The 13,749-nt window shown below is 57.1% G+C and carries 6 protein-coding genes; 4 read left to right on the top strand and 2 right to left on the bottom strand.

What is annotated here, in order from left to right:
• Window positions 1–1,070: 1,070 nt before the first annotated feature.
• From OZY47_RS07345 to OZY47_RS07330, 4 genes are all read left to right on the top strand, one after another.
• Entirely contained in the window at window positions 1,071–3,716 is a 2,646-nt protein-coding gene (locus tag OZY47_RS07345) for a BspA family leucine-rich repeat surface protein (protein ID WP_277177688.1), read from the top strand.
• A 585-nt stretch (window positions 3,717–4,301) separates the two neighbouring features.
• Window positions 4,302–4,481: a hypothetical protein gene (locus OZY47_RS07340; RefSeq protein WP_277177687.1), complete on the top strand. Its 180-nt coding sequence runs from the start codon at window positions 4,302–4,304 to the stop codon at window positions 4,479–4,481.
• A gap of 339 nt (window positions 4,482–4,820) precedes the next feature.
• Window positions 4,821–8,045, top strand: coding sequence for a BspA family leucine-rich repeat surface protein (locus tag OZY47_RS07335; RefSeq protein WP_277177686.1), 3,225 nt, complete (start codon window positions 4,821–4,823; stop codon window positions 8,043–8,045).
• Between the two features lie 1,296 nt (window positions 8,046–9,341).
• On the top strand, window positions 9,342–11,879 hold the full coding sequence (locus OZY47_RS07330) for a BspA family leucine-rich repeat surface protein (RefSeq protein WP_277177685.1): 2,538 nt from the start codon (window positions 9,342–9,344) through the stop codon (window positions 11,877–11,879).
• Between the two features lie 741 nt (window positions 11,880–12,620).
• Here the strand turns inward: OZY47_RS07330 and OZY47_RS07325 are convergent.
• Both OZY47_RS07325 and OZY47_RS07320 read right to left on the bottom strand, forming a co-directional pair.
• The gene (locus OZY47_RS07325) at window positions 12,621–13,160 is read right to left on the bottom strand and encodes a hypothetical protein (RefSeq protein WP_277177684.1); all 540 of its coding nucleotides are present in this window, start codon (window positions 13,158–13,160) and stop codon (window positions 12,621–12,623) included.
• Entirely contained in the window at window positions 13,157–13,669 is a 513-nt protein-coding gene (locus tag OZY47_RS07320; protein WP_277177683.1) for a LytTR family DNA-binding domain-containing protein, read from the bottom strand. Before OZY47_RS07320 ends, OZY47_RS07325 begins: the two co-directional genes overlap by 4 nt.
• Between the last annotated feature and the right edge of the window lie 80 nt (window positions 13,670–13,749).

Genomic DNA, 13,749 nt, shown 5'->3' with positions numbered 1-13,749 from the left:
CGTTTGCAGAGGGTTGCGTTTGTGACGCTGGACTGGTTGTTGGCGTCACGTTTGCAACGATGGTGTTGCGTTTGCGATGCTAAACCGGCCGTTTGCGTCACGTTTGCAATAAGTGGGTGGTGGTGGAGTGTTGCGTTTGTGACGCTGAACCGGTTGTTTGCGTCGCGTTTGCGATGTTGGGGTGGTGGAGGGTTGCGTTTGTGACGCTAAATCGGTTGTTTGCGTCACATCTGCAAAGGGTGGGTGCCTGAGTTTTCGTGGGTTACATGCGGTGTCGTTCCTCCAGGAAATTGCAGAATTTGGTGATTCTTCCTTCAGATTTTTTTGCATAAATTTGCGTTTCTTCGTTCAGGTTTTTGCATAATTTTGGATTTCGTCGTTCAGAAAAGTGTACATGGTGGGGAAGCGGCACTGATTAGAACCGCGATTTGAGGCATCGTTATTTGATTCAATTATCTCCTCAAGCCTTCATTGGTGGAGGGTGGTTGAGTGGGATTCGGTGCTAGCAAGAAACCCGCCACCAGGAAGAGAAATCCCGGTGGCGGGTTTTTGGTGTGGGTGGGCAGTGGGGGAGCGGTCACTGGTGACTGCGGTGTCGAAACGGATGTTTTTGAAGACTTGAATACGTGTTGACGTTTCGATTGAATATGTTGGACGTATTGCATTTTTGACTTTATTTGATTATCGCTTTGTAGCATCAGTGAATTACTAATATATCAATGTTTCTTTTGTGATAAGTCAGGTGGGTTTGGTTCCAGTTGGGGTATTGTCAAACGATTTGCGAAAAGAAAAATTACATAAAACCGTCTCCCGTTTGCAAAATAGCGGTTTTTGACGGCTGCGTCATAGGTTATTTTTTAAAAGTGTCTAATTTCGTACGCTGATTTCTACCGCTTACGTGGCAATTCGAACCGTTGAGAAATATATCACGAATGGATTATCGGATTTTGTTTAAACTGATAGACAAGTACTGAAAGTTATAAGAAATAGTTCTTGGTAAAAATGTTGATTTGACATCGCGTCAAGCGTGTGTGGGGAGTTGTGCGACGCGGTGTAAAAAGAGAAAGGGAATGGTCATGAAATCGTGGAGTAAACCGGCCATCGGCTTGTTGATCGCGTCGGCGATGGTGATAGGGACCGGTGTGGTGGCGAACGCCGCTGGTTCTGCCGACGACTCGGCCCAGTCGCAGACAAGCAGCTCGCAGACTGCCGCCGATCCGGCGGCTCACGCGGTCTCGAGCGATCAGGATAAGGCGAAGCAGAAGGATCCAAACCTGCCGCAGCTCCCGAAGCCCGAGGAGGATGAGACGAAGGGGGCCCAACCCGCCCCGAGCGCTCAGTCTGAATCGCAGCAGCCCCAGACGCAGGATGATGCCGCGGTCTCGGACTGCCGTGGCTCCGACACCTGGAAAAACGGCACCGCCACGTACTCGTTGGAGCAGACCAGTGAGGGTTGCGTGTTTCATTTGCATGCAGGCACCATCAAAAACGGGTTTCGAACCGATTACATGGGGAACTACCGCGCTGATGCCCCTTGGTATACCAGCTACGGCTATATTTTTACGGACAAGATTGACGTGATTTCCATCGATGGCCCCGTCACCGTTTCCGATCATACGCTGAAGTATCTGTTCGGAGGGTTGGACGGACTCAAGAAGATTACCGGCCTGGAGCACATCGACATGACCGATGTCACCGACATTAGTGAGCTGTTCTCGGGTGATACAGGCTTGGAGACGCTTGATGTCAGCGGGTTGAACACCTCCGATGTGACCACCGCCGATAAGATTTTCTGGGGCTGCACATCGCTGACTTCGATCACCGGTCTGGGGACTTGGAACGTCCATAATGTGACGACGATGAGTCGGCCATTTTATAACGACGAGAAGCTCGCGCATATTGATGGCATCGGTTCTTGGCATCCGGATGCGTTGACGAGCGCCGCCGAGATGTTTTACGGTCTTGATTCACTGACCAGCCTCGACCTCTCCGGTTGGAAGGGGCATGTTTCAAGTCTGACGAGTATGAGAGAAATGTTCCGTGGCTCATACAAAATAACTTCCTTGACTGGTCTTGCAGGATGGGATGTCCATAAGGTAAAGGACCTTTCCAACGCGTTTTATCATCTCCCCTCATTGACCACGCTTGATCTAACTGGCTGGAAACCAAGTCTGGAGGGCGATGGCGCGAGTGGCGTGTTCGATCACTGCACGGAGTTAACTGAAATCAAGGGCTTGGAAAATTGGGATGTCTCAAAAGCCACCACCATTGGTTTCATGTTCTCCGACGATGAAGCCCTGACGTCGCTAGATTTGACTGGCTGGAGCCCCGGGAATGCGACTAATTTGAGCTATATGTTCTACGATAATTACAACTTGAAGACCATCAAGGGCCTTGGCGATTGGGATGTTCACAGCGCGAAGGATGTTAAGTGGATGTTCGGCGAGTGCAAAAGATTGACCGATATCGGTGACCTTTCCCGTTGGAACACCTCGAGCTTCGAGAACATGGAGCGTATGTTTCAGGAGACCGAGTGCTTGACTGATTTTGGGAACATCTCGCAATGGGATGTCTCGAATGTCACGAATATGAATTATGCCTTCTGCTTCAGTGGTATGACCTCTGTCGACCTGTCCGGCTGGGATACGAGGAGTCTTACTGAGGCCAAAGACGCAATCTACTGCATGGACCTCGTCAAGATTGTTCTTGGACCGAAGACCAAGTTGCTCGACGAGTTCATTGTGGGTCCTTCGATTCAAGATGGCCACAGCGGTTTTTGGGTGGAGAGTCCTGACGACCCTTCGCCAAGGCCCGGTGAGATAGACTACCTAGAACCGCTGACCCGTGAGCCCGATTTTGCGGGTGGCACGTTCCTTGATCCGTATACAACGGCCGTGACCTTCAATCCGTTCGAAGAAGACGCTCAGGGAGAAACCGATGATGTCGTGAAGTATACGCTTGACGATGTTACCGCTGAGAACCCTGTCTATCTTACATTGCCTGAGAACGGCTACACTTATCCAGGCTACAAGTTTATTGGTTGGTCGATGGACGATCCCACGGGCACGGGTATCGGTGACATTTTACGTCAGCCGGGATATCAGTACAAAGCAACTAAGCCAGGTTACCAGCTGTTTTACGCGAATTGGGCGAAGGTCGGGGATCTCGAGCCGACTCCGACTCCGAATCCGATTCCTAACCCGAATCCCAATCTCAACCCGAATCCGGGTGCGGGTCAAGGTCCGATCAACCCTAACCCTGGAGCAGGCTCCCCGGTCAACATCTACAACACCCGTAACGTGTTCGTCACGGGTCCGGTGATTGGCGTGGCGCCCAACGCGGCGACGCCCACCCCGCAGCATGACGGCTTGCAGAAGGATCTCAAGGGATCTCGCTCGCGTCCGAAGTGCATGCCGGCCGATGTGGCCAAGCGCTTGACCAAGAAGCATTCGGCGAGTGCCGCGGCCTACACCGAAAGCAATGCCACGGGCGCGGCTTGGAAGGATTCGGACTATCTGGGTCTGCCGCGTTGCGCGGTGGCGCAGCCCGAGGCGACGGCCAAGAGCCCGACCCATTCCTTCAACTGGCTGTGGCTGTTGCTCCTGCTCCTCGTGGCCATCGTGGTCGCCACGTATGTTTATGAGAAGAACAAGAACCGCAGCGACCAGGACGCGCGCCATTCCAATGGCGCAGATTCCGGTGAGATCGCGTTCTGATGGATAGCTGGCCGCGGGTAGGCTCATTCCCGCGGTGACCGAGATGGCGGACGATACTGAAAGGTGTCGTCCGCCATTTTCGTATGTCACCGCCGTCACGCTTGTGCAACGGGGCGTTCGCGTGCGTGGCGAGGCGTTGCGTTTGTGACGCTAATCGGGTTGTTTGCGTCGCGTTCGCAAAGGCGGAGTGGTGGAGGCGTTGCGTTTGTGACGCTAATCGGGTTGTTTGCGTCGCGTTCGCAACGTGGGCTGGAGGGTATGTTGCATCCGTGACGCTAATCGGGTTGGTTGCGTCGCAATTGCAATAGGGCGGTGGTGCGGCGTTGCAAATGTGACGCAGATTCGGCGGTTTGCGTCACGTTTGCGATGGAGAGGCGGCTGGGTGTTGCGTTTGTGACGCTAATCGGGTTGGTTGCGTCGCGTTCGCAACGTGGGCTGGCGGGTATGTTGCATCCGTGACGCTAATCCGTCTGTTTGTGTCGCAATCGCAATGGGGCGGTGGTGGGGTGTTGCAAATGTGACGCTAATCGGGTTGGTTGCGTCGCGTTTGCAACGTGGAGTGCGGAGGGCCGTGGGATCACGAACGTGGCAGTCGTCGCGGCGGTGCTGCTGCTGGCCGGCTCGGGCCTTGCGCTCGCGAACGTGGTGGTCGCCGGAGTGCTCGTCGCGGTGGTGCTGATGGCCGGTGTGGGCCTCGTGCTCACGCGCTCGAAGTCGCGTGCGCGTCATTGCGCAGGCTCCGCTTCCGGTACGATTTTGGCCTGATGTATAGGTAAGCGGGGCAAATCTGACCGGTTCGAAAATAAGGTGGCGAACGATATTCCTTAAAAAGTATCGTTCGCCGCTTTTGTATTTCACTGAGAGCAAATTATTTGTATTGCCGATTCATGGGCTTTCATTCGCGTCAGGAGCGGAGATTCATGGCGTTTGTGGCGACGAAATCTATTTTATTGGTCAATATATCAGTGATTTGTGATATATATTTGTATGACAAGTTTTATGAGAGAAATGAACTCCCGGCGCGCTGAGCGAACGGTGGGCGGGCATAGAATGCCTCCCGAATTTTGCGAACGCGCGCGAGGTCCAAAGAGGAGTGTGGGTGTAATGAGATCGTGGAACAGAGCAGCGGTCGGCGTGGTGGTCGCCGCGGCGATGACCGTCGCCACCGGTGTCGCGGCGTTCGCCGATGGTTCCGATGACGCTTCGGTCCAGCAGTCGGAGAGTGTTTCGCAGCAGGCCGCGCAAGGTGCTTCTTCGTCCGAGGCGGCCCCGGCCGCTCCCGGTGAGACAACGCCAAGTGATGATGCCTCCCAAGGTCAGACGCCCGAGCCGGGCAGCGGCTCCTCGTTGGCCGCTCAAGGCTCGTCGTCGCAGGGCGGCAATGACCAGTCCAAGCAGTCCAAGCAGTCTCAGCAGACGCCGGGCCCGCAGTCCGGCGATCAGACCGGCCAGCAGCCGCAGGCGCAAGGCAGTGGCGATTGTGATAAGTCCGGCATATGGAAGAATGGCACCGCTCCTTATCGCTACGAACAGGTCGGCGACGGGTGTGTGGTCCATGTTGGCGCCGGCACTATCGCTGGCGATCAGTACAGGGCCAATGCCAACGAAAAGGCGACAGCTCCCTGGATTGACCGTGGCGCGATGGCGGTCAGTGATGTGTCAAGTGTGAAGATCGTCGGCATCTCCTTTGAAGGGCCGGTGACCATCTACGCTCAGCCAGACAGCCAGGGTGTTCATAAGAGCATGGAACGTCTTTTCACTGGTCTTCCCTACCTTAAGACAGTCACTGGCCTTAACAACATCGACACGACCGGTGTGGTCTCATTGGGCTACCTGTTCCAATACGACAAGAGCTTGGAGAGTGTCGATGTCAGTGGCTGGGACACCAGCCAGGTCAAGAGCATGTCGATGGTCTTTGCCGGCAACAAGTCCCTTACCGAGATTAAGGGCCTCGCCAACTGGGACGTCTCCCAGGTGCAATACATGGTCAGCATGTTTGCTGGCACTCAAGAAATCACGAATCTCGATGGCGTCCAAGGATGGCATCCCGATTCGTTGAAATGGTCAAATCGAATGTTCGAAAATATGCCTTTGCTGGCAAACCTTGACCTTTCCGCCTGGGCCGGCCACACCCCAAATCTGGAGGACATCACGGAGATGTTCGACAACGATCTCTCGACTCCTTCGCAGCTGCATCTGACGGGACTTGGTGGCTGGAGCACTCCGAAGCTGACCAACATGAGGTTCGCTTTCTTTGGGTGCTATCAGCTGACGTCCCTGGATCTGTCCGGTTGGGACATGACGCATATCACTGATCCAAATAACGATGTTGACGCTTTCCCGTATTCCCTCCAGTCCATCACGTTAGGGCCGAAGGCGAGGCTTTATTACTCCTATTCCGGTGGTTATGTATACAGCGCTTTCTACGGTTCCCCGATTAATGGTGGAGCCTTGCCGCAATATAACTTCACGGGCAAGTGGGCCGAAAGCCTCGACGACGCGATTCCATATTCCGGCTCCTACGACAGCGCCACGCTCGGGGATCTGACCCAGACCCACGGGTTCCGTGGCGGCACGTTCGTCTGGGAGCGCTCGGCCAAGCTTACCTTCGACAAGAACGCCGAGGACGCGACCGGCGAGGTCAATGACATCACCAAGACCGCGGCGGAGTTCTCGGCCGCACATCCCGGTGACGTGGTGGTGCCCAACGCCAGCTATTCCCGCACCGGTTTTGAGTTCGCGGGTTGGAAGATCGATGGCAGCGACACCGTCTATCACGCCGCCGATCACGTCTCGTTGACGGCTCCGGGCACTGTTACGCTCCACGCGCAGTGGACGAAGAAGTCGACGGGCCAGACGTCGCTGCAGGGCTACCATGCCAAGTACGAAGTGCTCTACCACGCGACCACCGCGGGAGTGGGCACGCACCATACCGTGACGATCAAGCATGGTTATCAGGGCGCCTGCGCAGGCCAGCCCAACATGCCGCCGCAATGCGACGTGTTCACCGTGGATGGCAACAGCGCCAACGACGTGATGCACCAGAACCGCACGGTGCTCGATGGCATGGGCGTCTACGAACTCCAGATCAAGAGGACCCCGTATCTCTTCAAGACCTGGAACACCAAGCCTGATGGCACCGGCACCACCTACAGGGCCGGCGACACCATCGCCCTGCACCCCGGTGTCACCAACCTCTACACGCAGTGGGAGCCCGGCGCCAAGTACAAGGTGACCTACGACTCCAACAAGCCGCAGGACGCCACGACCGTCACCGGCTCGATGGGCCCGGTGCGCATGACGATTCGCGGAGTCGACCATCCCCATGTGAATTACTTCAACTACAAGTACACCCTGCTCGACAACGTCTATGCGATCGACCCGGGGACGCCCGCCAACATGGGCTCCTGGAAGTTCATCGGCTGGAGCACCGAGCGGCATGGCATTTCGTCCACGACCTACGCCCCGGGCCAGCGGATCGGCCTCAAGCCAGGCTCCACGAAGCTCTACGCCCAGTGGGTCAGGCTTCCCGGTCATATGGACGGCGTGGTCGCGGCCACCTACATGGTTCGTTATCTCCCCAACACGCCTGACGACGCGACGAGTTCGGGCGTGATGGCCGACGACATCTTCCATGTCAACAAGCATGACGACCCCACGGCCGACTTCAACGACCAGTCGCGCACGGTGCTCGACAATGAATACACCGTCGATGGCTATCGTTTCACCGGCTGGACCACGGAGGCTCGTGGCGGCACGCATTATGCTCCCGGAGACCGAATCGAGCACATGAGCCCTGGCATGGTCACACTCTATGCCCATTGGCAGAAGGTTTCGACGCCTCGGCGGCAAGGCGGCCAGACCCCGTTGCCGGGCGGCGGCAACAACCCGCTCATACGTGTGGTGCCCACGCCGGTCATCGTCCCCGCCGCCAACACGGCCGCGAATGGCAACGGCCAGGGCAGCGATGACATGGTCAAGGGCAAGCACGGCGCCCGACCGAAGTGTATGCCCAGCAGCGTGGAGAACCGTCTGAGGAACAAGGCGAGGAGCCACGCCAAGACGGCCGACTGGATCGTCACCGACGAATCCCAGGTGGACGCCAACGCCGCCGCTTGGAGCGACGCCGAATATGAGGGCCTGCCTCGTTGCGCGGCGGTCGCGCCTTCGAACGTGACCAGCGGCGCCAATACCCAGATGAATTGGTGGTGGCTGCTGTTCCTGATCGCCCTCACGGCGTTGGTGCTGTGGTTCGTCTTCTTCAAGAGGAGGAGGCAAGATATCTGGCCGGTGCGTCATTTCAGTGGCGAGAGGAACCGGGCGGCGTGAGCCGACAATGCTTCCTCGCTCGCGCGGGCTGTGAGCGCAGGTCGCTGACGTCGATTGTGGCGTGGAGTTCTGGTGACACTCCTCACTCGCGCGGGCTGTGATCACGGATCGAGGGCCTGAGAGGCTAAGGTCCTGAGCCGGCAAGGTCCTGAACCAACAATGTGGCGGACGGTATCGAAAGGTACCGTCCGTCACTTGCGTATCCCGGTAGTCCCAACTGTGCGTGAGGTTGCGTTTGTGACGCTAATCTGCCCGTTTGCGTCACATTTGCAACGAGGGGTTGTGAGGGAGTGGTGTGGAATGTTGCGTTTGTGACGGTGAGTCCGCTGTTTGCGTCACAAACGCAATGAGTTGGGTGTGGAGGTTGCGTTTGTGGCGGTGAACCTGCCGTTTGCGTCACGTTTGCAACGAGGGGCTGTGGGTGTGTGGGTTGCGTTTGTGACGCTGATCTGCCGGCTTGCGTCGCATTTGCAACCTACGGATGTGCGGGGGGCGGGGTTGCGTTTGTGACGCTGGGCTGCCTGTTTGCGTCGCATTTGCAACCTATGGGTGTCTGAGGGTTGCGTTTGTGACGCTGATCTGCCGGTTTGCGTCACAAATGCAATGGGTGGGCGTGGATTGTTGCGTTTGTGACGCTAATCCGGCTGTTTGCGTCACGTTTGCAACGAGGGGCTGTGGGTGTGTGATGTGGGGGAGGTGCGTTTGTGACGCTGGGCTGCCCGTTTGCGTCACGTTTGCAACCTACGGATGTGTGTGGGTTGCGTTTGTGACGGTAAAACCGCCGTTTGCGTCACGTTTACAACTTGTGGGTGTCTGGGGGTTGCGTTTGTGACGGTAAAAACGTTGTTTGCGTCACAAATGCAATGGGTGGTTGGTTAGCAGCTAGCGGCTCGGCATGGTGGCATGGTGGCATGGTGGCTTCAGTTCCGGTGTGATTTCGACCTGAAATATAGGCAAACAAAGCAGGTCTGACTGGTTATAAAATATGGCGGCAGGCGTTCTCCCATAAGGGTTTCGTCTGCTGTTTCTCATTTTTGCTGATAGCTAATTATTCCCATTTTTGATCTATTAATTTTCATTCGCGCCCAAGTCAGTGTTTGCAACGTTTCGTCCCCTCAAGAAAACATGTATTTCCTAATATCTAAGGGAAATAGTAAAACGTGATACATTTCTGTATTACGATAATTGGTGTGAGAGAAATGTACTCCCGGCGCGCCGAACGTACGGTGAATGAGCATCTAATGCCCGCCGAACATCTACGGACGTGCGTGAAAACTACAGAGGAGTGTGAGACAAATGAGAATGTGGAATAAAGCAGTAGTAGGTGCGTTGGTCGCCGCGGCGATGACCATCGCCACCGGTGTCGCGGCGTCGGCGGATGGTTCCGATGGCGCTTCGGTGCAGCAGCCGACGAGCGCTTCGCAGCCGTCTGGGCAAAGCACGTCGACGTCCGTGCCCGTTTCTGGTGCGACGACACCCAGCGGCGGCACCTCTCAGGGCCAGACGCCCGAGGCGAGCGGTGGCTCAAGCCAGCCTGAGAGCGCATCGGCGCAAAGTGGCAATGACCAATCCAAGCAGTCTCGGCAAGCGCCGAGCGCGCAATCCGAAGAGGAGAGCGGTCAGCAGCCCGAGGCGCAAGGCAGCGGGGATTGCGACCAGACCGGCATATGGCCGGGTGGCACCGCGCCCTATCGCTTCGAAAAGGTCGGCACCGGATGCGTGGTGCACATTGGCGCCGGCTCGATTTCGGGCGACGAATATAAGGCCAATGCCAACCAAACGGCAACCGCTCCTTGGGTCGACCCCCATTCCGACATCGACAATGCCTCGACCATGAATATCACTGGAATCACCATTGAAGGGCCAGTGACCATTTACGCCAAGAGCGGCCATGCGGGCGTCCACAAGAGCATGGAATATCTTTTCGCCGGGCTTCCCCATCTCAAGACTATCACGGGCCTGACCAACATCGACACGACTGGTGTGGAGTCCATGGGAGGCCTGTTCGACTATGACAAAAGCCTGGAGACTGTCGACGTCACTGGTTGGGACACGAGCCTGGTCGATGACATGTCGTTGATGTTCAATGACAACGAGTCGCTTACCGAGATCAAGGGTCTTGCCGGCTGGAAAGTCAACAAAGTGCAGTACATGGTCAGCATGTTCGACTACACCAAGAAAATCACGAATCTTGACGGCGTCCAAGGGTGGCAGCCTGACGCGTTGAAGTGGTCGGATCGAATGTTCAGGGACATGCCATCGCTGACCCATCTTGACCTTTCCGCTTGGGCGGGCCATACCTCGAATTTGGAGAACATCGAGGAAATGTTCTCGAACGATGGCGTCTCCGCTGGTCCCTCCCAGCTGCATCTGACGGGCCTTGGCGGCTGGAGCACTCCGAAGCTGACCAGGATGAGGTTCGCCTTCTTCGGTTGCTATCAGGTGACATCCTTGGATCTGTCCGGTTGGGACACGACGCATGTCACTCATCCAGACGACCAGAACGTCGCCCTCCCGTATTCTCTCCAGACCCTCAAGTTGGGGCCGAAGACGAAGCTCTATTACTATTATGACGGCGGTAATCTCTATAGCGTTTTCTACGGCTCGCCGATCAATGGCGGGGCCTATCCGCAATACAACTACACGGGTTACTGGGCCGAGAGCCTTGACGACGCGACTCCGTATCCGGGTGCCTACAACATCAACACGCTCGCTGATCTGACCCAGACCCCCGGGTTCCGTGGCGGCACGTTCGTCTGGGAGCGCTCGGCCACGCTGGCCTTCGATAAGAACGCGCCCGACGCGACCGGCGAGATCGCCAACGTCGTCAAGGGTTCGGCGGAGTACTCGACCACCCATCCCGGCAGCGTCACGGTGCCAAGCGCCGAATATTCCCGCAGCGGCTTCACGTTCGCGGGTTGGAAGATCGATGGCAGCAACACCATTTATCACGCCGGCGACCACGTCACGTTCACCGAGCCCGGAACTGTCACGCTCCGCGCGCAGTGGACCAGGATTCCGGCGCACATCGGCGGCATAGTCGAGGCCACCTACATGGTCCGTTACATGGTCAACACGCCTGACGGCGCGACCAGTTCGGGCGTGATGGCCGACGACATCTTCCACGTCAACAATAGCGGCAATCCCTCGGTCGACTTCGGCAACCAGTCTCGCACGGTGCTCGCCAATGGCTATAGCGTCAACGGCTATCACTTCACCGGCTGGACTACGGGAATCAATGGCGGCACGCACTACGCTCCGGGCGAGCGAATCGAGCATATGGGCCCGGGCATGGTTCTCCTTTACGCCCAGTGGGCCGTGGACACGCCGTCGAGCCAGCAGTCCAACACGACTCCGACGATTCCGGGGCCTGGCGGCAACACGATTATCCGTACCGTGATCACGCCGGTCACCGCTCCCGCTGGTGGCTTGGCTCCGAATGGCAACGGCGCGAGCCGCGACGCCACGGTCAACGGCGCTGGCAAGTCCGGCGCTCGCCCGAAGTGCATGCCCAGCAGCGTTGAGAAGCGCCTGAAGAGCAGGACCAAGGCCGCTGATTGGATCGTCACCGACGAATCCCAGGTGGCCGCCAACGACGCCGCCTGGAGCGACTCCGAGTACGTTGGCCTGCCTCGTTGCGCGGCGGTCGCGCCCTCGGGCGTGAGCAGCGGCGTCAACACCCCGATGAATTGGGGCTGGATGCTGTCTCTGCTCGCTCTCACGGCGTTGCTGCTCTGGATCATCTTCCTGATGAAGAGGAGGCAGGAGCTCGGGCCGGTGCGTCACTTCAGTGGCGAGAGCACCGGAATGCACCTGAGGGGTGTGAATCGCTGAGTCCTCTCCCGCGCGGTCTGTGAGCGCGGTATGAGGGCCTGAGGCGGCAAGGTTCTCACGACAAAGTGGCGGACGACATCGAAAGGTGCCGTCCGCCACTTCGCGTCTCCAAGTAGTCCCGCTGTACGCGTGCGGTGCCTGCTATCTGCCTGGCTCCCGCGCGTCCGCCTGCAAGCTTGCGTTTGTGACGCTAATCAGCCGGTTTGCGTCACATTTGCAACTGATGGTTGTGTGAGGGTTGCGTTTGTGACGGTAAACCTGCTGTTTGCGTCGCGTTCGCAATGGTTAAGCGTGGAGTGTTGCGTTTGTGACGGTAATCCTACCGTTGGCGTCACAAATGCAATGGATGGTTGGGTGGTTGTGTGGATGTTGCATTTGTGACGCTAATCTGCTGGTTTGCGTCACGTTTGCAACCTGTGGGTGTGTGAGGGTTGCGTTTGTGACGGTAATCCTGCCGTTTGCGTCGCGAATGCAACTGATGGTTGTGTGGTTGTGTGGATGTTGCGTTTGTGACGGTGAGCCGGTTGTTGGCGTCGCGAATGCAGCTGATGGTTGTGTGAGTGTGTGGTTTGTGGATGTTGCGTTTGTGACGGTAATCAGCTGGTTTGCGTCACGAATGCAACGGGTGGCTGTGTGGATGTTGCATTTGTGACGGGAATCCTGTCACTGGCGTCGCAAACGCAACGGGTAACCGGCCATCGGCCATCGGTCATTGGTCATTGGCCATCGCAGGCGTTTACCTTAGAGGTTAATGTCGGTGTCGGCGGCGTCGCCGGTAGTGTCGTCCATATCCGTGGCCTCGTTCTTGTTGAATTTGTTGAGTTTCTTGTTCATGGTCGCCGTGATGCACATCGAATACAGCAGCAGCCCCAGCCATACGCACACATAGCCGGCCACGTAAATGGCGATGAAGAGCCACAGGTCCTTGTGGAAGACCTGCGCCTGCCAGTTGTTGACGAAAATCCATCCAATCGAGATGATCAGTGTGAGCACGCAGTGGGCCGGGACGATGACAATCCATGGCAAATCAGAGCGGAAGAAGCCCAAGGTGATCTCGCCGAGCAGTATGTCGACGATGAGCATCGTGGCCATGCTCCAGTGGGTGATCGGCAGCCAGTTGGGCACGATCAGTTCCGCGAGTGCGAAGGCGAACGAGCCAAAGACCATGCCTTTGACGGCGTATTCGACGATGGTGTGTAGCAGCGAGTTGTGGTGGGCCGACTTGATGAGGTCGCCGATGCCGCTGGTGAATTCGTTGGTGTTGTCCTTTTCGCCTTTCATGATGCCGCTCCGATGATCTCACGCAGTTTCGCCACGTAGCGTCGTCCCACGGTCTCCTCCACGCCGCCGCTCAGCTTGGCGTCCATGTTGCCGGAGTAGCTCAGCGTCAGGGAGCGCAGGTGGTGGATGTTGATGATCGTCTGGCGCGATATGCGCACGAAGCCCGATGGCAGGCGTGTCAGGAAGTGGTTGAGGGTGTCTCGGGTGGTCAGGGTGCGGGTCACCGGGCCCGGCTTCTGGGTGGTCGTGGCCGTGCCGGTGGTTGTGGCGGCGGCGAGCACGCGGATGATGAGCAGCTTGTCTTTCACGTCCACGGAGACGATGGAGGAGAACGGCACGATCTCGAGGCTGTCGTTCGTGTCGATGACGATGGTGGAGGTGGAGTTCTGCTGAAGCGTCTTGATGGCCTGCATCAGCTGCATCGCGTCCTCGGTCGGCTTCTCCGCCTCGACGATGACGTTCATCTTGCCGTCGGATAATTGGGGATTCGAGCGAAACGTAATAGACATTTGTCTCCATCCTCTCTCTTGTGCAGTGCCAATGTAACCCATCAAAGTGTATTACATTTGTCTAATGCGCATTCTGACAA

Origin of the sequence: Bifidobacterium sp. ESL0790 (assembly GCF_029395435.1) — a bacterium.
Classification (GTDB): domain Bacteria; phylum Actinomycetota; class Actinomycetes; order Actinomycetales; family Bifidobacteriaceae; genus Bifidobacterium.
This window is presented reverse-complemented; position numbering and strand designations above follow the sequence as displayed.

Excerpts from the sequence above, each read along its gene's own strand:
- OZY47_RS07325 (WP_277177684.1), bottom strand. The coding sequence starts at position 13,160 with ATGAAAGGCGAAAAGGACAACACCAACGAATTCACCAGCGGCATCGGC.
- OZY47_RS07330 (WP_277177685.1), top strand. The coding sequence starts at position 9,342 with ATGAGAATGTGGAATAAAGCAGTAGTAGGTGCGTTGGTCGCCGCGGCG.
- OZY47_RS07320 (WP_277177683.1), bottom strand. The coding sequence starts at position 13,669 with ATGTCTATTACGTTTCGCTCGAATCCCCAATTATCCGACGGCAAGATG.
- OZY47_RS07345 (WP_277177688.1), top strand. The coding sequence starts at position 1,071 with ATGGTCATGAAATCGTGGAGTAAACCGGCCATCGGCTTGTTGATCGCG.
- OZY47_RS07335 (WP_277177686.1), top strand. The coding sequence starts at position 4,821 with ATGAGATCGTGGAACAGAGCAGCGGTCGGCGTGGTGGTCGCCGCGGCG.